Genomic DNA, 18,529 nt, shown 5'->3' on the forward strand with positions numbered 1-18,529 from the left:
GAATCCCACACCGGGTCGCTGAACTGCAAAGACCCGTACTCCTGTTGTGTCCTTCCGGCGTACGGCGCAAACAGCCCGGGTATCACCAAACGGGGCAGAAGACGGGGCGTCAGCTGCCGTGGGTGAACGAGGGGTTGTGTTGCTATGGCTTGTTGGTACGAAGGGCCCCTGGCCGCTTTCGACACGGAGACCACGGGCGTGGACGTGCAGACCGACCGGATCGTGTCGGCCGCCGTCGTCGTCCAGGACGCCCCGGGGACCCGGCCGCGGGTGACCCGGTGGCTGGTGAACCCGGGGGTGCCGGTGCCCGCCGGGGCGACGGAGGTGCACGGACTGACGGAGGAGCATCTGCAGCGCAACGGCCGCTGGCCGGCTCCGGTGATGTACGAGATAGCCGAGGCGCTGGCCGAGCAGGCCGCGGCGGGCCGTCCCCTGGTGGTGATGAACGCGCCGTTCGATCTGACGCTGCTGGACCGGGAGTTGCGCCGGCACCGTGCCTCGTCGCTGGAGCGCTGGTTCGAGTCCTCCCCCCTTCTGGTGCTCGACCCGCGGGTCCTGGACAAGCATCTGGACCGCTATCGCAAGGGCCGCCGCACCCTCACGGACCTGTGCGCGCACTACGGGGTCTCTCTGGAGGGCGCGCACGACGCGGGCGCCGACGCGCTGGCGGCGCTGGATGTCGTACGGGCGGTGGGGCGCAGGTTCGCGGCCCGGCTGGAGCGGCTGAGCCCCGCCGAGCTGCACAGCCAGCAGGCGGTGTGGCACGCGGCGCAGGCCCGGGGCCTGCAGGCGTGGTTCGCGCGCAGCGGCACCGAGGAGGTGGTGGACACGTCGTGGCCGCTGCGTCCGGATCTGCCGGCCGCGGCATGAGGAAAGCCGGCCCGCTCGACGCGGACCGGCTTTTTCCCGGTGGGCGATACTGGGTTCGAACCAGTGACCTCTTCGGTGTGAACGAAGCGCTCTCCCACTGAGCTAATCGCCCGGGAACGGACTGAACAATACAGGCCTGAGCGCCCTTCCTTCAAACCGCTCGCAGGTACCCGGCCAGACCGCGCCGTCCGGCCCGCATCATCAGCCAGTGGTTGGCGCGGAACACCGGCCGTCCCGGTACGGCGAACCGCCTCAGCAGCGGCTTGCGCACGTCGACCACCTGTTCGTAGCGGGCCAGGCTGCCCGTGCCGTCCGCGGTGACCGTCCAGCGCGCCCAGCCGTCGATGTCCCCGGACAGCGCGCTCTCCAGGACCCCGGCCGCCGGGTCGCGCCGCACCTCGCGGGCGGTGAAGGTCATGTCGTACGGCAGCAGGGAGCGGATGCGCATCACCGCGCTGGTGCCGTCGACGCGTTCCACCTCGCGCACCTGGCGCCACCAGCGCGGATAGTCCTCGGCCTGCTCCAGCGCGGCGTACACGGTGGCGGGCGGCTCGGGCAGCGGCCATCGGCTGTGGAAGCGGTAGCGGGTCCAGTCCATGGAAGGAGTCTGCCCGGGCGGGGGCCCCTCGTGCCGCATATGAGTACGTACTGAGTACCCGCACTCATGCCCTACGGCGTGACCCGGCCCACACTCCAAGGCATGACGCACATTCCGCCCCCGGCAGAGGAACTGCGGCTCCTCGATGCCGAACTGTGGCAACTGGACGCCCGACGGGCCCAGTTGCTGGCGCGCCGCGCCTGGCTGGTCGCGGCCCTGCAGTCGGCGCGGCCGGCGCCCCTCGCACCGTCCGGGCCCACGCCCCTCGGGCCGCCCCGGTCCGAGGCTCCCGCACCCCGGGTCCAGAACGTGCTGCTTGTGCTCGGCGGTGTCCTGCTCACCATCGCGGCGATCGTGTTCACCCTGGTCAGCTGGGGGCATCTGGGCATCGCCGGACGGTCCGCGGTGCTGGGCGCGGTCACGCTGGCCGCGCTCGCGGCGCCGGTGCCGCTGCTGAAGCGCGGCCTGCGTTCGACGGCCGAGTCGGTGGCGGGCCTCGGGCTGGCGCTGACGGTGCTCGACGCGTACGCCCTGCACGAGGTCGCCCTCACCGGGGTGGACGGCACGGGGTACGCGGCGGTCGCCGCGGCCGTGCTCGCGGTGGCGTGGGCCGCGTACGGTCTGCTGCCGGTCACGGGCGGCCTGCGGCTGCCTCTCCCGGCCGCCCTGGCCTCGGCCCAACTCCCGCTGCTGCTGTGGGCGCTGGCCGCCGACGCCTCGCCCTACGGGGTGACGGCCGCACTGCTGGTCACGGCAGGGTTCGACACGGGCGTGGCGCTGCGGGCGAGGGCCGGGTCCGTCCGTGTCGCCGCCACCGTCGGCGCGTACGGCACGGGCGCCTGGGGCGTACTGGCCGCCGGCTGGCTGTCCTGGACGGCCTCCGGCCCGAGCGCCGCCGCCCGTGCGGCGGCGCTCCTCCTCCTCGGAGCGTCGATCACGCTGGCCGCGGCCTGGTACGGGGGACGCAGCGCCGCGGGGGCGGGCGGCGCCCCGGCGGGCCGCGACGAGAGCCCCGAGCCCGGCGCCGAGCGGGGACACGGCAGGAAGGACGCCCTCGGCCTGGCCGTCACCGCCGGGCTGCTCACGGTCGCCGCGTTCGGCGGTGCGGTACGCCCCGCACTGCCTGAGGCATGGACGGTCCCGGTCCATCTGGCCTTCGGGATCGCCCTGTTGGCGGCGGTGCGGGCCGTCCGGCTCCCGGAGCCGGTGCGGCACGGCTGCGCGTGGGCCTCGGGCACCGTACAGGCGCTGGCGGTGCTGTGGGCCCTGCCCGTGGCCGGTCTGGCACTGCTGGGACCGGTCGGCTGGGTGGAACGCGCCTGGACCGGCGCGCCGTCGGACGCCCGCGCGGCGGTCACGTTCGACGCGCCCTGGCCGCCGCACACGGGGACGGTCCCCCTCGTACTGGCCGCTGTCGCGGCCGTGCTCGTGCTGGGGGTCCGCGCCGGGGAGTGGCGCCCTCGCGCGCTGTGCGGCGCGCTCGGCCTGGCCTGGGCGACGGCACTCAGCCTTCCGGCGGTACTCGAACTGCCGTACGCGGTCGGCCTGGTGACGTTCGGGGTCACGACGGTCGCGGCGCTCGCGGCAGCGGCACTGGCCCTCGAAGCGGTGCCGGTACGGATTGTGCCGGAGGGAGCCCCCACCGCGGCCGCCCCGCCGGGCGCACCCGCTCAGGCCCCCGCGGCGACGACCGCCGGCGGTCTCCTCCCGCCGCCGGGCCTCACCGCTCTCGTCCTCGCCCTGGTCACCTCGCTCAGTCTCGCCTTCCTCTCCCTCGCCTCACGGTCCGCGACGCTGACCGTACTGGCCGCCTCGGCCGCGCTGTTCGCGGCGGCCTCGTGGCGCTCGCGCCTCGCCCCCGCCACGGCTCCGGCCGCGCTCGCCCACGCCACCGCGCTCGCCTGCGCGGCCGGGGCCGCCCTGGACTGGCAGCCGTCACACATCGCGCTGCTCGTCCTGACGGTCCCCGCGGCCGCGGCGGTGTGGGCCGCTCGGCTGGGCCGCGCCACGGCCACCGTGCCTGTCGAGGTCGCGGGCGCCGCCGCGGGCCTGCTCGCCGCCGGCCTCGCCGCCACCGATCCGCCCCTGCTGGCCCTGGTCCTGGCTCTGTGCGCGGTGATCGCCGCGGGCACGGCGATCCGTCCGGACCGCCGCCCCGTCGGCTACGCGGCCGCCGCGCTGTTCGTCCTGGCCACCTGGGTCCGCCTGGCGGCCTCGGACGTCGTGACCCCCGAGGCCTACACGCTCCCGGTCACCGTCCCGGCCCTGCTGATCGGCGGCCTGCGCCGGCGCCGCGACCCGCAGACGTCCTCCTGGACGGCATACGGGCCGGGCCTGGCCGCCACCCTCCTGCCGAGCCTGGTCGCGGCCTGGGGCGACACGCACTGGACGCGCCCCCTGCTGCTGGGCGCGGCCGCGCTGCTGGTCACCCTGCTGGGTGCCCGGCACCACCTCCAGGCTCCGCTCCTGCTCGGCGGGTCGGTGCTGGCCCTGGTCGCGCTGCACGAACTCGCGCCCTACCTCGTCCAGGTCACCGACGCGCTCCCCCGCTGGGTGCCTCCCGCCCTCGCCGGACTGCTGCTGCTCGCGCTCGGGGCGACGTACGAGCGGCGGATCCGCGATGTCCGACGGGTGCGGGAGGTCCTGGGAAGGATGAACTAGCCCTCGGCTAGGGCATCCTGTCGCCCAGCAGCGCCAGGTTCTCGATGGCTGCGAGGCCGTACAGCGCGGTGTCGTTCGTGGACACCCAGGCGGCCTCGCTGCCCGGGACCAGCGTGGCCGGGCCGCTCAGCTTCTCCGTCTTCCACGGGGCCGACTCCTTGTAGCCGTCGGAGTTGTAGAACTTCTCCCAGGCCCGCTTGGCGAGCTTCTCGTCCCCGGTCTGCACGGCGGCGTACGCGTCCAGACGCGAGTGGCCCTGGAACAGCAGCAGCGAGCCGAAGTTGGAGCCGTAGCGCGCCGCCTGCTCGGCCTTCGTGGCGTTGAAGTAGCGGCAGTAGTCGAAGTAGGCCTCGTTGAACTTCGGCATGTCGACCAGGTCGATCAGCTCGGCGCACAGTTCGTTGAGGCCGAACACGGCGGAGAGGTGCGAGACGCCGACCACGGGGGCCGGGGCCACCGCGAACCTGCCCGTGTCCAGGTCGTACAGCCCGGTGCCCTGCACGAACCCGTTGGGCTGGGCGGCGATCGTCTCCATCGTCGACAGGACGCGCGCCTTGGCCTTCTCCCACTTGGGGCCCTTGCGCTCCCACTCGGTCAGCCAGGCCGACACCAGGCCGCTCCAGTCCGTGCCGAAGCCGATCGACAGGGCGTGCCGGTCGGGCGTGTACGGCTCGGTGCGGATCTTGCGGATCGGGTCGAGGACCAGGAAGGTCTCGTCGGAGTCCACGTTGGCGTGCATGAGGTCGCCGACCCGCTCGTCGGCGGTGAGGAAGTAGTAGTAGCGGCGGTACGTGGTGTTCGCGATGCGCTGCTGCTTGGCGCTGTCGGCGTAGTGCTGCACGCCGTGCCGGGTGCCGAGGCCGGCCCACTTGCCCAGGTGGTAGACGTCGACCTCACCGGTGTGCCGGGTCATCGCCTCGGCGAAGCGGAAGATGTCCGCGCGGCCGGAGCGGAGGTACGCGAACCACAGCCACAGGTCCGGCGACAGCTCCGAGTTGTCCCAGGCGTAGCCGCCGACGTCGTACCGCCATTGGTGCCGGACCGTGTCGTACGTGTGCATGATGTCGCCGTAGTCCCAGAAGCCGTACCAACGACGCATCTCCACCTGGTCCTTGTAGTAGGTGAAGAGGAAGTCGAGGTGGTCCTCGATCTTGGCCTTGGCGGGCGTGGACCGGTCGGGCTCGGCGTAGAGGCCGGGGCCGAAGACGCCGGCCTTGATGAGCTGCTTGGGCGGGGCGGCCAGCTGCGGCAGCACCCGTACGGCCTCGACCTGTTCCGCCAGCTTCTCGGCGCTGGGCGTGGACTCGTTGGCCCAGAAGAGGAGTTCGGAGGTGCGGGCGATGCCGTAGGGGGTGCCGAACTCGGGCTCGTAGTCCTCGTAGGTGATGTTGAGGCCCTCGAGCTGTTCGGCGAAGGTGTCCTGGCCCATGCCGTCGTGGTAGAAGCGCAGGTCCATGGGCTGCGCCTCGGGCGACCAGAGCCAGAGGGTGACCTCGGCCTCGTCGGTCTGGGCGTCGCGGATGTCGAGCTGGGCGGGGAACTTCTCCCAGAAGTCCCGCAGGCCGAAGGAGAGTCCGCCGCTCGCGCCACCGACGTATCCGAACCCGGAGGCGCGCTTGCCGCCGCCGGCGCCGATCCAGCCGTGGCCCTTCTTGGTGCGCTTGCGCAGGCCGAAGCCGTCGGCGGAGAGCTGGGAGAGGGTGTAGTCGCCCCACTCGGGGATGTACTGGAGCCGGGTGGTGACCCGCTGGTCCCAGGTGGCCGGGTCGGGGAGCTTCTCGCCGGCGTACTGGGCCGCCTGCACGGCGGCGCCCGGGTCGCGGCGCAGTCCGGTGATGCCCTTGACGGCCTCGCGCAGCAGGCCGGTGCCGTCACCGCCGATGCGGATGTGGCGGTCGTAGGAGTGGTCGCGCATCGGCACGGTGAAGCGGACGCCGAGGCCACGGATGAAGTCACCGCTCGCCTTGCCCGGCTCCTGCGTGCCGTCGAAGGTGACGGTGTGCACCATGCGGAAGGAGTCGGCGCCCGCGTAGAAGTAGAGCCGGATCGAGAACGGCAGCCAACTGCGGCTGCCCTTCCGGTGCTTGCCGTCGATGCGGACGACCGCGCGGACCGGGCCCTCCTGCTCGACGGTGACCTTCGAGATGGCGCCCTCGAAGCGCTCGGTCTTCACCGAGCCCTGGTCCTCGTCCTCGATCTCGGGCTGGCGGATCAGCACGAGACGCCCGTTCTTGGCGATCTCCGTCGAGCCGCGCCTGACCGACTTGATCAGCGTGGCGCCGGACTTGCCGATCCTCGCGGTGATGACGCCGGTCGAGATGTCGACGGTGCCGCCGCTCTTGTCGACGGTGACCTTCTTCTCGGGAGCGGCCGCCTGGCCCGCGGCCAGGGTGAGCTTGCCGTTGCCCGAGCTCACGGCGTGCGCGGTCCACTTGAGGGAGCCGTCCGGCCAGTAGGCGATCGGCCAGGACTGCACGGGCACGGCCTTGCCGTCCGCGTCCGTCACCGCGAAGTCCTGGTCCTCCTGGTACGCGCCCTTCGGCCAGGGGACGCCGAGGGTGGAGCCGGGGGCGGCGCCCAGGCCGCCGTCCTCCAGCCAGTCCAGGGTCACCGGATCCGCGTCGGCGTCGGCGGCTCTCGGTGCCGCCTGCGCGTCCTTGGCGCCGAGTGCCCAGCTGAACTGCGCGGCGGCTCCGGCGACCGCGGCCGCCTTGAGAAGGGACCTGCGGGGAATGGGGGACATGGCCTTTCCTTTCCGTGTGGGACTCAGGATTGCCAGGGGCATGACAGAGGCAGGCACGGCACCCGGGGCGCCGGCCTCGTGCGGGGGCGCCGCCCGTCAGCGGTGCCGGTAACGCTCCTCCACGGCGACGGCCGCCGCCGCGACCGCCCCGAGGACGGGGACCGCCAGCGGCGGAAGGAACCCCGCGGACAGGGCCACGACGGCCAGCCCGCAGACGACCAGGAAGGACCCGGCGGGATCGCACACGGTCCGCCGCCCGGCGTCGGCGAGCAACGCCCGCCAGGCGACACCCGGCGTCCAGACCGCCGCCGCCCGCAGCAGGGCCACGGCGAGCCCGATCAGCGCGAGGATGCCGACCGCTCCGACGAACGGCCCACCGGGGATCCCGGCCCGCGCGGCCAGGACGTCCACCCAGACGGCGGCGGCCGCCGCCCACCCGGCGAGCCCGACGGCCCACCCGCCGCGCACGGCCGCCCGGAAGTCCGCGACGAACTCCCGCCAGCCGCCGGCCTCGTGGGTCGTACGACGCCGCAGATGCCGCGCTCCGGCGGCGAAAGCGGCCGGGTAGGTGACGACCCCGAGGCAGGCCACGGCGATCCACACACCGGTGAGCAGACACTCGGCGAAGACCGCGAAGCGCTCGCCGAACACGGACTCCCTGCGCGGGGAGCGTGCCTTCACGCGTGCTTGCGCCATGGTGACCGCCTCAGCCCTTCAGTCCGGAGGTCGCCATACCGTCGATGAGGTAGCGCTGGAAGGCCATGAAGAAGGCGATGACCGGCACCAGCGCCACCAGCGACATCGCGATCATGCTGCCGTAGTTGGAGATGCCCTCCTGGTCGCGGAACATCATCAGGCCGAGCGAGACGGTGTACTTCTCCGGGGTGTTGAGGTAGATCAACGGCCCCATGAAGTCGTTCCACGCGTTGATGAAGGTGAAGATGGCGCTGGTGATGATGGCGGGGCGGCTCAGCGGCAGCACGATGGACCAGTAGGTCCTCAGGTGTCCGCAGCCGTCGAGCTTGGCGGCCTCGTCCAGCTCGCGCGGCAGCCCGCGCATGAACTGCACCATCAGGAAGACGTAGAACGCCTCCGTGGCCAGGAACTTGCCCGCGACGAGCGGCACGAGCGTGTCGATGTAGCCGAGGTTGCGGAACAGCACGTACTGCGGGATGAGCAGCACGTGGTACGGCAGCAGCAGCGTGCCGATCATCAGAGTGAACAGCAGGTTCCGCCCGGCGAACCGGATCTTGGCGAAGGCGTACGCCGTCACCGAGCTGGAGAGCACCACGCCGGCCACTGCCAGGCCCGCGTACATCAGCGAGTTGGTGAAGAAGCTGGTGATCGAGATGCCGGAGATGCCGTCGGCGAGCCCGGAGAAGTTCGCCCAGACCGGCTTGGTGGGCAGCAGGTCGAGGCTGGCGATGATGTCCTTGCTCGGCTTGAAGGAGGCGCCGAGCACCCAGATCACCGGGTAGAGGACGACCGCGAGCACGAGGAGCGCGCCCACGTGCCAGGCGAGGGATCCGGCGCGCCGCCGCTCGTTCGTGGCACGCACGTCGGGGCTGATGGCACTGGTCACTTGGCGGCCTCCTCGTAGTGCACCCACTTCTTCTGCGACCAGAACAGGACCGCCGTGACCAGCGCCACCGCGATCACCAGCGTCCAGGCCATCGCGGAGGCGAAGCCCATCTGGGCCTCCTTGAAGCCCTTCTGGTAGAGGTAGCAGGTGTAGACGAGCGTGGCGTCGGCGGGCCCGCACCGGGTGTCGGAGACGACGTACGCGGAGCCGAACACCTGGAACGCGTGGATGGACTCCAGCAGCACGTTGAAGAACAGCACCGGGGAGATCATCGGCAGCGTGATGTTCCAGAACCTCCGCAGGGGACCGGCTCCGTCCACCTCGGCGGCCTCGTACAGCTCCTGCGGCACCTGCTTGAGGCCGGCCAGGAAGATGACCATCGGCGCGCCGAACTGCCAGATGCTCAGGGCCACCAGGGAGTAGAGGACGTAGTCCGGGTTGCCGATCCAGCCGCCGACGTCGAGCCCGAAGATCTTCTGGGTACGGTCCACGACGGCGTCGTCGGAGAACAGGGCCCGCCACACGAAGCCGACAGAGACACTGGCGCCGATGAGCGACGGCATGTAGAAAGCGGCCCGGTACAGGGCCTGCCCCCGCCGCTTCTGCGCGAGCAGCAGCGCCACGCCGAGCGCGAGGAGCAGCTTCAGCGGAGTGGCCACGACGACGTACTTCAGCGTGACCTCGACCGACTTCTGCCAGCGCGGGTCCTGGAACATCGTCGTGAAGTTGTCCAGCCCCACCCACTTGGGCGGCGTGAACAGGTTGTAGCTGGTGAACGCGTAGTACAGCGACGCGATCATCGGCCCCGCCGTGAGCAGCAGGAACCCCGCGATCCACGGCGACATGAAGAGATAGCCGGCGAGGTTCTCGCGGCGCCGCCCGCGCCGCCCGGCGGCAGGAGCGGCGGACCGCTTCTGCGCCGGGCGCACGGGCGCTTCCTTGACGAGCGTCATGGTGGTACGTCCCCTCAGCCCGCGAACGCGGCCTTGGCCTCGCTGAACAACGCCTTCGCGGCGTCGGCCGGCTTGGTCTTGCCCTGGGCGACCTCACCGCCGATCCGCAGGAAGGCCGCCTCGATGACATCCGTGCCGGACGGGTGCGGGGTGATCTTCCCGAGGACGCCGGCCTTGGCGACCTCGTCCTCGTAGGCCGCGACACCCTTGTTGTTGGCGTCGGTGGGCTTGAACGCGTCGTACTGCTCGGTCGTGGCGAGGATGCCGCGGTCGTAGCCCATGATCTCTCCGACCTCGGGGTCATGGACCATGAAGCTGATGAACTGGGCGACTTCCTTGGGGTGCTTGGTCCCGGAGAAGGCGCTCAGCATCAGCGAACCGAGGTACTGGCCGGTGTCCTTGCCGTCGGTGGTCGGGATCGGCGCGAGCCCGTAGTCCGACTCGCCCTCGCCCTCGTAGCGGATGGAGAAGTTGTCCCAGGTGAACTCGGACGCGGCGAGCCCCGCCGACAGACCGGACTTCGGCTTGACCTGCTCGATCTTCTTCGGGTCGGCGACCAGCCCGGACTTCACGCGCTTGTAGCCGTCCTCCCACCACTGCGTCAGGTCGTCCTCGGTGAATCCGAGATCGGAGTCCGTGAAGAACGCCTTGCCGTTCTGGCGCAGGTACAGGTCGTAGAGGTACATGATGCTGAAGTAGCCGGTGTCACCGGCGATCTTCAGCTTGTCCTGGATCGTCTGGAGCGCGTCGAAGTACTCGTCCCAGGTCCAGCCGAACTTCGCCTCGACGCCGGCCTTCTTGAAGGCCTTGAGGTCGATGACGAGCGCCATGGTGTTGGCGCCGACGGGTATGCCGATCTGCTTGCCGTCGACCTGACCGTTCGCCAGGACGCCGTTGCGGAAGTTCTCCAGGCTCAGGTTCCCCGCGTCCGCCTGCGTCTTGAGATCCAGGAGAACACCGCGCTTGTCGTACTTGCGCAGGAAGCCGACCGCATTCTGGAAAACGTCCGGCGGATTCCCGCCGGAGGCCTGGGTCTGGAACTTCTCCCAGAACGCCTCGTAGTCGGTGAATTCAGGCTTGATCTTGATCTTCGGGTACTTCTTCTCGAAGAGCGCGATCGTCTTCTTGATGGCGATGGTGCGCGGTTCGCCACCCCACCACGCGTAACGGAGCGTCACGTTCCCGTCGCCCGACCCGCTGTCGCCGCCACAGCCCGTCGTCGCGGCCAGCCCCAGCGCGGCCGCCGAGGCCCCGGCCACCTTCAGGACCGTACGCCTCTCAACATTCCCGGTTCCCACAGTCGGGCCCCTCCCCGCAGCGTCATTGCCGCCTGCATGAATCGTTTCAAGTAAGCGCTTGCTGGCACAAGTTACGGAGGGCCTCGTGGTGCGTCAATGATTCGGACAGGAATTTCTCACAGGCCGGCTCGGCGAGTTGACGACGCCTCAGCCTCAGGACGGGCGCCAGAACGGCCAACACCGCAGGTGAGGCACGTGCGTTCGACGCCCCGAACGCGAACCGACCGTCCACACGCGGATGTTGATCGACCAAAACTCGCCGGAGGATCACGGGGCCGTCGAAGGGGCCGGGGGCCGCCGCCGGCTGCCTGGCGGCCGGGCGCACACACGACGGCGGCCCGTCTGCTCTGTCGCAGACGGGCCGCCGTATCCGGGTGGGCGATACTGGGTTCGAACCAGTGACCTCTTCGGTGTGAACGAAGCGCTCTCCCACTGAGCTAATCGCCCGGACGCAGGGAGAACATTACCCCATGTCAGGGGGTGGGTGTGACCGGCACCGACCGGCCATCGCGCCCCCGTCGCGGCTTACTGGTTCTTGATCTTCCAGGGCATCTCGAAGCCGAACTTCCACAGGTAGACGCCGACGATCGCGGCCACGATCACCAGGCCGATCGACATCAGGATGATGTTGCGCCGCCGGACCCTGGGGTCGAGGGCACGCTCTGCCGCCTCGGTGACCTTGCGCTTGGTCCAGCGCAGCACCAGCTGGGCCCAGACGAACTCGGTGGCCCAGATCGCCATGCCGCCGAAGATCACGACCCAGCCCGGACCGGGCAGGGGAAGCATGATGATGCCGAGCACCACGACCGCGAGGCCGACCGTGAAGATGCCCACCTGCCAGCTCAGGTGCAGCGCGCGGCGCGCCTTGACGAATTCGGGCGCTCTGGAACCCAGCCCTTGCTCGCCCTGCGCCCCGTCGGTCTGCGTCTCGTCCGCCGCCACGGCAACCTCGCCCGGCTCGTCACTCCCCGTATTCATACAGCCAAACCTTACCGGACGTAAACCGGTCACTGAAATGGGCGTACGGTGCGAACGCACACTCGGCCGGAAGAGTTACGTAAAGGCACGCAAAACGCTCAGAGGGGTTTACAACGGCACCGTAGGTGGCATGTCGATTTCGCCGACGTGCGAATCCCCGAGCGCACACTGAGCGAAAGGCCCTGGCGCTTATGAACACCACGGTCAGCTGCGAGCTGCACCTGCGCCTCGTTGTGTCGAGCGAGTCCTCCCTGCCTGTCCCCGCAGGCCTGCGGTACGACACGGCCGACCCCTACGCCGTGCACGCCACCTTCCACACCGGAGCCGAGGAGACCGTCGAGTGGGTGTTCGCCCGCGACCTTCTCGCGGAGGGCCTCCACCGGCCCACCGGCACCGGCGACGTCCGTGTCTGGCCGTCGCGCAGCCATGGTCAGGGCGTCGTCTGCATCGCCCTGAGCTCCCCGGAGGGCGAGGCCCTGCTCGAGGCCCCGGCGCGGGCCCTGGAGTCGTTCCTGAAGCGGACGGACGCCGCCGTGCCTCCCGGCACGGAACACCGGCACTTCGATCTCGACCAAGAGCTCTCGCACATCCTGGCGGAGAGCTAGGGGCGAGGCCGCACAGAGCCGCCCGGCGCCGTCCACTCGGGGAGACGGCTCGGGCCCAGACAACCGAATAGGGCATGCAGCGGCGCCGTCCCCTCTCGGGGGCGGCGCCGGTGTGCGTCGCCCCGCCGTCGGCTCCCCGGTGCGCGCGACCCATTACCATCGGCCAGCATCGGCGGGCGTGCGCCCGATCCTCAGGCCAGGGAGCGAAACGTGCTGATCACCCACGACACCCGGTGCGCCCTCGACACCGTGGTGGATCTGGTGAACACCGCGCCGGAGGACGACACGGCTCAGGACGCGCTGCCGGATCTCGCGAGCCTCACCGATTTCGTACGAAACCACGAGATCAGCGATGTCGGGGTCCTCTCGGAGCTCGATCTCTCGGCGGTGCGCAAGATCCGCGGCCGGTTCGCCGCGATCTTCGCCGCTCCCGACGCCCGTGCCGCCGCCGGACTGATCAACGAACTGGTCGCCGCCGCGGGCACCACGCCGCGGCTCACGGACCACGACGGTTACGACTGGCACGTTCACTACTTCGCGCCGGGCGCCTCCGTGGCGGACCACCTGGCCGCCGACTGCGGGATGGCGCTGGCCTTCTTCGTGGTGGCCGGCGAGGAGGAGCGGCTGCGCCGCTGCGAGGCGCCGGACTGCCGTCGGGCCTTCGTGGACCTCTCCCGCAACCGATCCCGGCGGTACTGCGACAGCCGCACCTGCGGCAACCGGCTCCACGTGGCCGCGTACCGGGCGCGACGCAAGGAGGCGGCCGGCTGAGACCCGGGCGGACGGTCCGGACGGCCCCGCGGCAGTACACCGGTGTCCTCGCGGTCCCCGGCGGGTGGCGCCGGGGGACCGCGGGTACGGCTCACAGCAACAGCAGGTCGTGCAGCGCAGCCGTGAGCAGCAGACACCCGATCACCGCAAGGAAGATCATCAGCGGTGGCTGGGAAAGGGCGAAGAGGCATCCGCGCGGCTCGTCCTGCGGCGGCGCGGCATCGCTCTGTGTCGTGTCCAGCATCTCGGGCCGATGATGGCGCAGCCGGCCCGCCTGACGCGATCAACACGCACGCGATGAGCGGGAGTTCGCCGGATTCCGTGAGGTCCGGTTCGGGTCGTGATCACTTCCGGCCGCACAGGGACCCGCTGTGTCGTTTCACCACGCGTGCGGGAGTCGTACGCCGTGCCCCGCGGGTCTCAGATGCCGTGCTTCTTGAGGATGGCCTCGATGTCGCTGAAGTCGTCCGCCGCGGTCTCCGTGCGGGGCTTGGCGGCGGGTTTGGACGCCGGGCGGGACCCCGGCCCCAGGGAGGGCGCGGAGGCCGCCGGAGCGACCGCCTCGCGCCGGGCGGCCCCCTTGGCCGCCGCCCTGCGTTCCTTGCGGGTACCGCCCCGGCGGCGCTCCACCGCGCGCGTGCTCGCGAACAGCAGCCACGAGACGCCGAGGACCGCGAAGCCCGCCCAGGCCGTCGGGCTGAAGGCGGTGTCCGCCAGCCACTCGACGACACCGGTCATGACCAGGCCGAGGGGAACGAGCGAGTACGCGGCGATGCGGGTCGCCGAGAGGAAACGCTTGCGGTACGCCGTGACCGCCGCGATGCCCAGGCCGGCCGCGGCGACGGCGGAACAGACGGTCTCGGCAATCATCCGGTCCTCCAGGGCAGGGTCCGTCGGTCGGCGGTGCTTCGTCCCTTCCATCCTGCACCCCGGCGCCCCGCCGGGCCATGCTCCGAGAGGACATCAGGGACATCTCCGGGTCGGGTCCTCCGCAGGTGCCGGGTCGCGGTCGTACCGACGCAGGTGGCGGACGGACACCGGTTGGGCCGCCCAGGCCGGGGCTGGGAGACTGAGGGCATGAACGACTCCTCCCCCGCGCGGTCCGCCGCCCCCGTTCTCGACGTCTGGTGCGAACTCCAGTGCCCGGACTGCCGTGGCGCCCTGGACGACGTCCGCGCCCTGCGAGCCCGCTACGGCGACCGGCTGGAACTGCGGCTGCGGCACTTCCCGCTGGAGAAGCACAAGCACGCCTTCGCCGCGGCACAGGCGGCCGAGGAGGCCATGGAGCAGGGGCAGGGGTGGCCGTACGTGGAGGCCGTCCTGGGCCGGGTGGAGGAGCTGGACCGTGGGGGCGAGTCCTTCCTGGTCGAGGTCGCCCGGGAACTCGGTCTGGACGCCGAGGAGTTCGACACGGCGCTGATCGACGGCCGACACATCCTGATCGTCGACGCCGACCAGGCGGAGGGCAAGGCGATCGGCGTGACCGGCACCCCCACCTATGTCATCGACGGCGAGCGGCTCGACGGCGGCAAGAGCCAGGAAGGGCTGCGCGAGCGCGTCGAGGCGATCGCGGACCGGCTGCTGGCCGGGCAGGACGCCTGAGCCGAGACCTCGGCGGGCCTAGAGCAGGGTCTTGTAAAGGGAGTACCGGGTGGTCTCGTAGCCGAGTGACTCATACAGTCGTTCGGCCGGGGTGTTGCCCGCGAACACGTTGAGGCCGAGGACCCGCCGGCCGGCACCGATCGCCTGGGCCTCCGCCAGCAGCATGAGCGTTCGGCCGTGTCCCCGGCCGCGGTGGGCGGCGTCCACCTCGACGTCGAAGACGAAGGCGTTCTTCTCGCGCAGGGCGACCCACAGGACGCCCACGCGCGTCCCCTCGTGTTCGAGGACGCTGAAGCGCGTGTTCTCGGTGGCGAGGCCCCGCGGCAGGAGTGTCTCGTGGTCGCGCCGCGCCTTGGCGTACGCCTCGGCCTCGGGCACCCCCCGCTCGATCCAGGTGCGGGCGTAGTCCTCGGACTCGTGTGCCCGCCACGCCTCGAACTCGGCCTCGGTCATGGACCGCGCCCGGCTGCCGGCGGGCAGGCCGGGCGGGGTGCCGCCGAGCTGCTTCTCCATGCCGCGGTTGCGCACCACGTAGCCGAGCGTCCTGCAGAGCCCGAGCGCCGCCTCGGCTGCCGCGGGTATGCCGATCTCGATCTGCCGGCAGCCCCAGCCGCGTGCCACCTCCTCCGCGGCGAGCATGGCCACCGTGCCCCGGCCGCGCCGACGGTCGGGCTCCTCGATGCGCACGTTGTGGACGCGGGCCACCGAGTCGCCGAAGGCGGGCGACGTGCCGAGGTGGATCGAGCCCACGGGACGGCTGTTCACGCACACCTGGTAGTGGCGTGAACGCGTCCCGTCGGCGTTGCGCTGAAGCGGCTCGCTGGGCCGCAGGGTCGTGGTCATCAGGGGTGTTCTACCCCTCCCCGGGCCCCGGGGCAGCCGAATATCCGCAGCCTTTACGGATCGAGGTCGTTCCCGGCCCGCTCCTCGAAGATCCGCATGGCCTTGGCGGCCACCGGCCCGGCCGTGCCCGGCAGTTCACGGGCGTCGACGCGGTGCACGGCCTGGACGTCCCGCAGGGTGGAGGTCAGGAAGACCTCGTCGGCCCGCTCCAGGACGTCCAGCGGCAGGTCGGTCTCCTTGGCGCCCGTCCACTCGACGGCCAGGGCGCGGGTGATGCCGGCGAGACAGCCGGAGGCGAGGGGCGGGGTGTGCAGCTCCCCGTCGACGACCACGAACACGTTCGACCCGGTGCCTTCACACAGCTGTCCGACGGTGTTGCCGAACAGCGCCTCGGAGGCCCCCTGTTCGCGGGCGCGGGCGAGGGCGACGACGTTCTCGGCGTACGAGGTCGTCTTGAGGCCGGTGAGCGCGCCGCGTTCGTTGCGGGTCCAGGGGACCGTGATCACAGCCGTGGAGTCGGGGCGCCGGGCGGACTCGCCGAGCGCGACCACCAGGGTCGGGCCGTGCTCACCGCGGTCGGAGCCGAGCGGGCCGTGGCCGCCGGTGTACGTGATCCGCAGCCGGCCGAGCGGCATCGGGTTGGCCTCGACGACGGCGGCGCAGGCGCGACGCACCTCGTCGAGGTCGGGGTCGGGCAGGCCGAGGCCACGCGCCGAGCGGGTCAGGCGGTCGAGGTGCCGGGTGAGCGCGAACGGCCTGCCGTCCACCGCCTTCACCGTCTCGAAGATGCCGTCGCCCACGGTCAGCCCGTGGTCGAAGACGGAGACGCGGGCGGACTCGATGTCCTGCAGCCCGCCGTCGAGCCATAGCTTCACTGGTCTTCCACCTCGCGAGATCGCGCTGGACACGTCGTCCGGCTCGTCCTGTCGGCCGGGGCCCGGGGGCGTCCCCGGCTGGGCACTCCACGTCGGGTTCCTCAAGCCACCTCGTACGTTCCCGACGCTACCGCGAGCAGCCGGGCCGCCTTCAGTTCGGTCTCCCGCCACTCCGCCTCGGGGTCCGACCCCCAGGTGATGCCGGCGCCCGTACCGAAGCGCAGCTGTCCCTCGGCACGCTCGACCCAGAAGGTGCGGATGCCGACGGCGAGCTCACCGACGCCCCGGTCGGCGTCGACCCAGCCGATGCCGCCGCAGTACGGGCCCCTGGGCCCCGCCTCCAGCGCGTCGATGATCCCGAGCGCGCTCGACTTGGGCGCGCCGGTGACCGAGCCGGGCGGGAACGCGGCGGCGAGCAGCTCGGGCCACCCGGCGTCCTCGCGCAGCTCGCCGCGGACGGTGGACACGAGGTGGACCAGACCGGGATGCTTCTCCACCGCGCACAGGTCGGGGACGGTCACGCTCCCGGTGGCGCAGACCCGCCCGATGTCGTTGCGGACGAGGTCCACGATCATCACGTTCTCCGCGTAGTCCTTGTCCAGGAGGTCCGCCTCGGTGCGTCCGGTGCCCTTGATCGGACCCGACTCGACGACCCGGCCCGCCCGCCGCAGGAACAGCTCGGGCGAGGCGGTGGCGATCTCCACCCCGTGCTCCGGCAGCCGAATCGTCCCCGCATACGGTGCCGGGTTGCCGCGCGCCAGCAGAGCCGTCAGGGCGTCCACGTCGGCGTCCGGCGGGACGGGCGCGGACAGCACCCGGCAGAGGTTGGCCTGGTAGACCTCGCCGGCGGCTATGTGCTCCCGGATGCGCCGGACCCCGGCCGTGTACGCGGCGCGGTCCAGGGACGACGTCCAGTCGCCCGCGGCGGGTCCCCGCCACTTCCCGGGCACCGGGGCGGGCACCGGCTCCTCTCGTACGTCCCCGAAGCGGGCACAGGTCACCCGGCCCTCGAAGTCCGCGCAGACGGCCCAGAAACCGGTCGAGTCGAGGGCGGCGGGATCGCTGGTGACGTCGAGGAGACCGGTGGCGACGCGGTCGCCGAACCGGGCGAGGGGAGGGAGGTCGAGCACGCAGTCGAGTCTAGGGCGGGTGTCGGGCATGTGACCTGGCCGTGCCCGTCCGGAAACCCCCGGGCACGTCTGTGGGCAGGCGCAGGGCAGCACGCTGCGCAAACGCGTTTTTGTGATGGCACGGGAATCCGCTAGAGTTCAACACGTCGCCGGGACGCGTGAGCCGACCGAAACGACAGGCGGACGTAGCTCAGTTGGTAGAGCGCAACCTTGCCAAGGTTGAGGTCGCGAGTTCGAACCTCGTCGTCCGCTCGAGGAACAGGGGTCTTCCCGGTCCCCTACACTCCTGGTGGAGTGGCCGAGAGGCGAGGCAACGGCCTGCAAAGCCGTCTACACGGGTTCAAATCCCGTCTCCACCTCCAAGGACGATTAGCTCAGCGGGAGAGCGCTTCCCTGACACGGAAGAGGTCACTGGTTCAATCCCAGTATCGTCCACCGGATCTTCGGATCCTCCGCGCGATTAGCTCAGCGGGAGAGCGCTTCCCTGACACGGAAGAGGTCACTGGTTCAATCCCAGTATCGCGCACGCAGTGCCCATGATCCGCTCCTCGGAGTGATGAGGAACGATCGTGGTCCCGAGGACGATTAGCTCAGCGGGAGAGCGCTTCCCTGACACGGAAGAGGTCACTGGTTCAATCCCAGTATCGTCCACACACCGAAGCCCCCGGCCTTGCGGCCGGGGGCTTCTTCGTCTGCCGGTCGGCGGTCAGCTGGAGAACAGCATGCGACCGAAGCCCTTGTTGCGGTGGTGACCCTGGTGGCCCTGGTGGCCGTAGTGGCCGCCCTGCGGGGCGCCCCAGGCCGGGGCCGCGTGAGCGCCGGGAGCCGCCGGGTACTGCGGCGCGGCCGGAGGCGGCGGGACGGCGGGGCCGCCGCCCCACTGGGACTCCAGGCGGGTCAGCGCTTCCAGCTCGCCGTAGTCGAGAAAGATGCCGCGACAGCCGCTGCACTGCTCGATCTGGACGCCGTTGCGGTTGTACGTGTGCATCGGCGCATGACACTTCGGACACTGCATGGTCG

The 18,529-nt window shown here is 71.1% G+C and carries 18 protein-coding genes and 7 tRNA genes; 10 read left to right on the forward strand and 15 right to left on the reverse strand.

The window, feature by feature from the left end; translation table 11 throughout:
• The first annotated feature begins 144 nt into the window (after positions 1–144).
• The gene (locus tag AQJ84_RS25345) at positions 145–870 is read left to right on the forward strand and encodes a 3'-5' exonuclease (RefSeq protein ID WP_030038504.1); all 726 of its coding nucleotides are present in this window, start codon (positions 145–147) and stop codon (positions 868–870) included.
• 40 nt (positions 871–910) lie between these two features.
• Here AQJ84_RS25345 and AQJ84_RS25350 read toward each other — a convergent pair.
• Positions 911–982 (reverse strand) — tRNA-Val (locus tag AQJ84_RS25350).
• Between the two features lie 39 nt (positions 983–1,021).
• Complete coding sequence (locus tag AQJ84_RS25355) at positions 1,022–1,468, reverse strand: SRPBCC family protein (RefSeq protein ID WP_030038503.1); 447 nt, start codon at positions 1,466–1,468, stop codon at positions 1,022–1,024.
• Between the two features lie 102 nt (positions 1,469–1,570).
• Here AQJ84_RS25355 and AQJ84_RS25360 point away from each other — a divergent pair, with 102 nt between their 5' ends.
• Entirely contained in the window at positions 1,571–4,129 is a 2,559-nt protein-coding gene (locus AQJ84_RS25360; RefSeq protein ID WP_079022721.1) for an SCO7613 C-terminal domain-containing membrane protein, read from the forward strand.
• Between the two features lie 7 nt (positions 4,130–4,136).
• Here AQJ84_RS25360 and AQJ84_RS25365 read toward each other — a convergent pair whose 3' ends face one another.
• The 7 genes from AQJ84_RS25365 to AQJ84_RS25395 all read right to left on the reverse strand — a co-directional run bounded on the left by AQJ84_RS25365 (position 4,137) and on the right by AQJ84_RS25395 (position 11,683).
• Positions 4,137–6,872, reverse strand: a complete 2,736-nt coding sequence (locus AQJ84_RS25365; protein WP_053192374.1) for an exo-rhamnogalacturonan lyase family protein — start codon at positions 6,870–6,872, stop codon at positions 4,137–4,139.
• A gap of 96 nt (positions 6,873–6,968) precedes the next feature.
• Positions 6,969–7,568 (reverse strand): hypothetical protein, encoded by a 600-nt coding sequence (locus tag AQJ84_RS25370; protein WP_053192372.1) that lies wholly within the window; start codon positions 7,566–7,568, stop codon positions 6,969–6,971.
• Between the two features lie 10 nt (positions 7,569–7,578).
• Complete coding sequence (locus AQJ84_RS25375; protein ID WP_030038498.1) at positions 7,579–8,454, reverse strand: carbohydrate ABC transporter permease; 876 nt, start codon at positions 8,452–8,454, stop codon at positions 7,579–7,581.
• The gene (locus AQJ84_RS25380; RefSeq protein WP_030038497.1) at positions 8,451–9,407 is read right to left on the reverse strand and encodes a carbohydrate ABC transporter permease; all 957 of its coding nucleotides are present in this window, start codon (positions 9,405–9,407) and stop codon (positions 8,451–8,453) included. Before AQJ84_RS25380 ends, AQJ84_RS25375 begins: the two co-directional genes overlap by 4 nt.
• A 14-nt stretch (positions 9,408–9,421) precedes the next feature.
• Complete coding sequence (locus tag AQJ84_RS25385) at positions 9,422–10,705, reverse strand: extracellular solute-binding protein (RefSeq protein WP_030038496.1); 1,284 nt, start codon at positions 10,703–10,705, stop codon at positions 9,422–9,424.
• Positions 10,706–11,080: 375 nt separating this feature from the next.
• Positions 11,081–11,152, reverse strand: a tRNA-Val gene (locus AQJ84_RS25390).
• 78 nt (positions 11,153–11,230) lie between these two features.
• Entirely contained in the window at positions 11,231–11,683 is a 453-nt protein-coding gene (locus tag AQJ84_RS25395) for a TIGR02611 family protein (RefSeq protein WP_030038495.1), read from the reverse strand.
• Between the two features lie 191 nt (positions 11,684–11,874).
• On the opposite strand from AQJ84_RS25395, the gene AQJ84_RS25400 reads away from it, so the two are divergent.
• Together AQJ84_RS25400 and AQJ84_RS25405 are read left to right on the forward strand one after the other, a co-directional pair.
• Positions 11,875–12,288, forward strand: a complete 414-nt coding sequence (locus AQJ84_RS25400) for an SsgA family sporulation/cell division regulator (RefSeq protein ID WP_004002642.1) — start codon at positions 11,875–11,877, stop codon at positions 12,286–12,288.
• A gap of 210 nt (positions 12,289–12,498) precedes the next feature.
• Entirely contained in the window at positions 12,499–13,059 is a 561-nt protein-coding gene (locus AQJ84_RS25405) for a CGNR zinc finger domain-containing protein (protein ID WP_030038494.1), read from the forward strand.
• Between the two features lie 91 nt (positions 13,060–13,150).
• On the opposite strand, the gene AQJ84_RS43550 is transcribed toward AQJ84_RS25405, so the two are convergent.
• The gene (locus AQJ84_RS43550; protein WP_164873000.1) at positions 13,151–13,303 is read right to left on the reverse strand and encodes a hypothetical protein; all 153 of its coding nucleotides are present in this window, start codon (positions 13,301–13,303) and stop codon (positions 13,151–13,153) included.
• A 176-nt stretch (positions 13,304–13,479) separates the two neighbouring features.
• Positions 13,480–13,929 carry a hypothetical protein gene (locus tag AQJ84_RS25410; RefSeq protein ID WP_030038493.1) on the reverse strand — a complete coding sequence of 150 codons (450 nt, stop codon included), beginning with the start codon at positions 13,927–13,929 and terminating at the stop codon, positions 13,480–13,482.
• A 207-nt stretch (positions 13,930–14,136) separates the two neighbouring features.
• On the opposite strand from AQJ84_RS25410, the gene AQJ84_RS25415 reads away from it, so the two are divergent.
• Positions 14,137–14,661 carry a DsbA family protein gene (locus tag AQJ84_RS25415; RefSeq protein WP_030038492.1) on the forward strand — a complete coding sequence of 175 codons (525 nt, stop codon included), beginning with the start codon at positions 14,137–14,139 and terminating at the stop codon, positions 14,659–14,661.
• A gap of 18 nt (positions 14,662–14,679) precedes the next feature.
• On the opposite strand, the gene AQJ84_RS25420 is transcribed toward AQJ84_RS25415, so the two are convergent.
• The 3 genes from AQJ84_RS25420 to AQJ84_RS25430 form a co-directional block, all read right to left on the reverse strand.
• Positions 14,680–15,504, reverse strand: coding sequence for a GNAT family N-acetyltransferase (locus AQJ84_RS25420; RefSeq protein ID WP_053192370.1), 825 nt, complete (start codon positions 15,502–15,504; stop codon positions 14,680–14,682).
• A gap of 53 nt (positions 15,505–15,557) precedes the next feature.
• Positions 15,558–16,379 (reverse strand): aminotransferase class IV, encoded by an 822-nt coding sequence (locus AQJ84_RS25425; protein ID WP_030038491.1) that lies wholly within the window; start codon positions 16,377–16,379, stop codon positions 15,558–15,560.
• A gap of 101 nt (positions 16,380–16,480) precedes the next feature.
• Positions 16,481–17,509: a chorismate-binding protein gene (locus tag AQJ84_RS25430; RefSeq protein ID WP_053192368.1), complete on the reverse strand. Its 1,029-nt coding sequence runs from the start codon at positions 17,507–17,509 to the stop codon at positions 16,481–16,483.
• Between the two features lie 179 nt (positions 17,510–17,688).
• Between AQJ84_RS25430 and AQJ84_RS25435 the strand changes: the two genes are divergently transcribed.
• The 5 genes from AQJ84_RS25435 to AQJ84_RS25455 all read left to right on the forward strand — a co-directional run bounded on the left by AQJ84_RS25435 (position 17,689) and on the right by AQJ84_RS25455 (position 18,160).
• A tRNA-Gly gene (locus AQJ84_RS25435) sits at positions 17,689–17,761 on the forward strand.
• 36 nt (positions 17,762–17,797) lie between these two features.
• A tRNA-Cys gene (locus AQJ84_RS25440) sits at positions 17,798–17,871 on the forward strand.
• A gap of 1 nt (position 17,872) precedes the next feature.
• A tRNA-Val gene (locus AQJ84_RS25445) sits at positions 17,873–17,944 on the forward strand.
• A 19-nt stretch (positions 17,945–17,963) separates the two neighbouring features.
• Positions 17,964–18,035: transfer RNA gene (locus tag AQJ84_RS25450), tRNA-Val, on the forward strand.
• Between the two features lie 53 nt (positions 18,036–18,088).
• Positions 18,089–18,160: transfer RNA gene (locus tag AQJ84_RS25455), tRNA-Val, on the forward strand.
• Between the two features lie 55 nt (positions 18,161–18,215).
• Here AQJ84_RS25455 and AQJ84_RS25460 read toward each other — a convergent pair.
• Entirely contained in the window at positions 18,216–18,524 is a 309-nt protein-coding gene (locus AQJ84_RS25460; RefSeq protein ID WP_078631612.1) for a TFIIB-type zinc ribbon-containing protein, read from the reverse strand.
• Positions 18,525–18,529 lie beyond the last annotated feature (5 nt).

Source organism: Streptomyces resistomycificus (assembly GCF_001514265.1).
In the GTDB taxonomy this organism is placed as follows: Bacteria; Actinomycetota; Actinomycetes; order Streptomycetales; family Streptomycetaceae; genus Streptomyces; species Streptomyces resistomycificus.

Bases quoted from the DNA above. Each gene is read 5' to 3' on its own strand.
- AQJ84_RS25345 (WP_030038504.1), top strand. From the start codon at position 145: ATGGCTTGTTGGTACGAAGGGCCCCTGGCCGCTTTCGACACGGAGACC.
- AQJ84_RS25355 (WP_030038503.1), bottom strand. From the start codon at position 1,468: ATGGACTGGACCCGCTACCGCTTCCACAGCCGATGGCCGCTGCCCGAG.
- AQJ84_RS25360 (WP_079022721.1), top strand. From the start codon at position 1,571: ATGACGCACATTCCGCCCCCGGCAGAGGAACTGCGGCTCCTCGATGCC.
- AQJ84_RS25365 (WP_053192374.1), bottom strand. From the start codon at position 6,872: ATGTCCCCCATTCCCCGCAGGTCCCTTCTCAAGGCGGCCGCGGTCGCC.
- AQJ84_RS25370 (WP_053192372.1), bottom strand. From the start codon at position 7,568: ATGGCGCAAGCACGCGTGAAGGCACGCTCCCCGCGCAGGGAGTCCGTG.
- AQJ84_RS25380 (WP_030038497.1), bottom strand. From the start codon at position 9,407: ATGACGCTCGTCAAGGAAGCGCCCGTGCGCCCGGCGCAGAAGCGGTCC.
- AQJ84_RS25395 (WP_030038495.1), bottom strand. From the start codon at position 11,683: ATGAATACGGGGAGTGACGAGCCGGGCGAGGTTGCCGTGGCGGCGGAC.
- AQJ84_RS25400 (WP_004002642.1), top strand. From the start codon at position 11,875: ATGAACACCACGGTCAGCTGCGAGCTGCACCTGCGCCTCGTTGTGTCG.
- AQJ84_RS43550 (WP_164873000.1), bottom strand. From the start codon at position 13,303: ATGCTGGACACGACACAGAGCGATGCCGCGCCGCCGCAGGACGAGCCG.
- AQJ84_RS25410 (WP_030038493.1), bottom strand. From the start codon at position 13,929: ATGATTGCCGAGACCGTCTGTTCCGCCGTCGCCGCGGCCGGCCTGGGC.
- AQJ84_RS25415 (WP_030038492.1), top strand. From the start codon at position 14,137: ATGAACGACTCCTCCCCCGCGCGGTCCGCCGCCCCCGTTCTCGACGTC.
- AQJ84_RS25420 (WP_053192370.1), bottom strand. From the start codon at position 15,504: ATGACCACGACCCTGCGGCCCAGCGAGCCGCTTCAGCGCAACGCCGAC.
- AQJ84_RS25460 (WP_078631612.1), bottom strand. From the start codon at position 18,524: ATGCAGTGTCCGAAGTGTCATGCGCCGATGCACACGTACAACCGCAAC.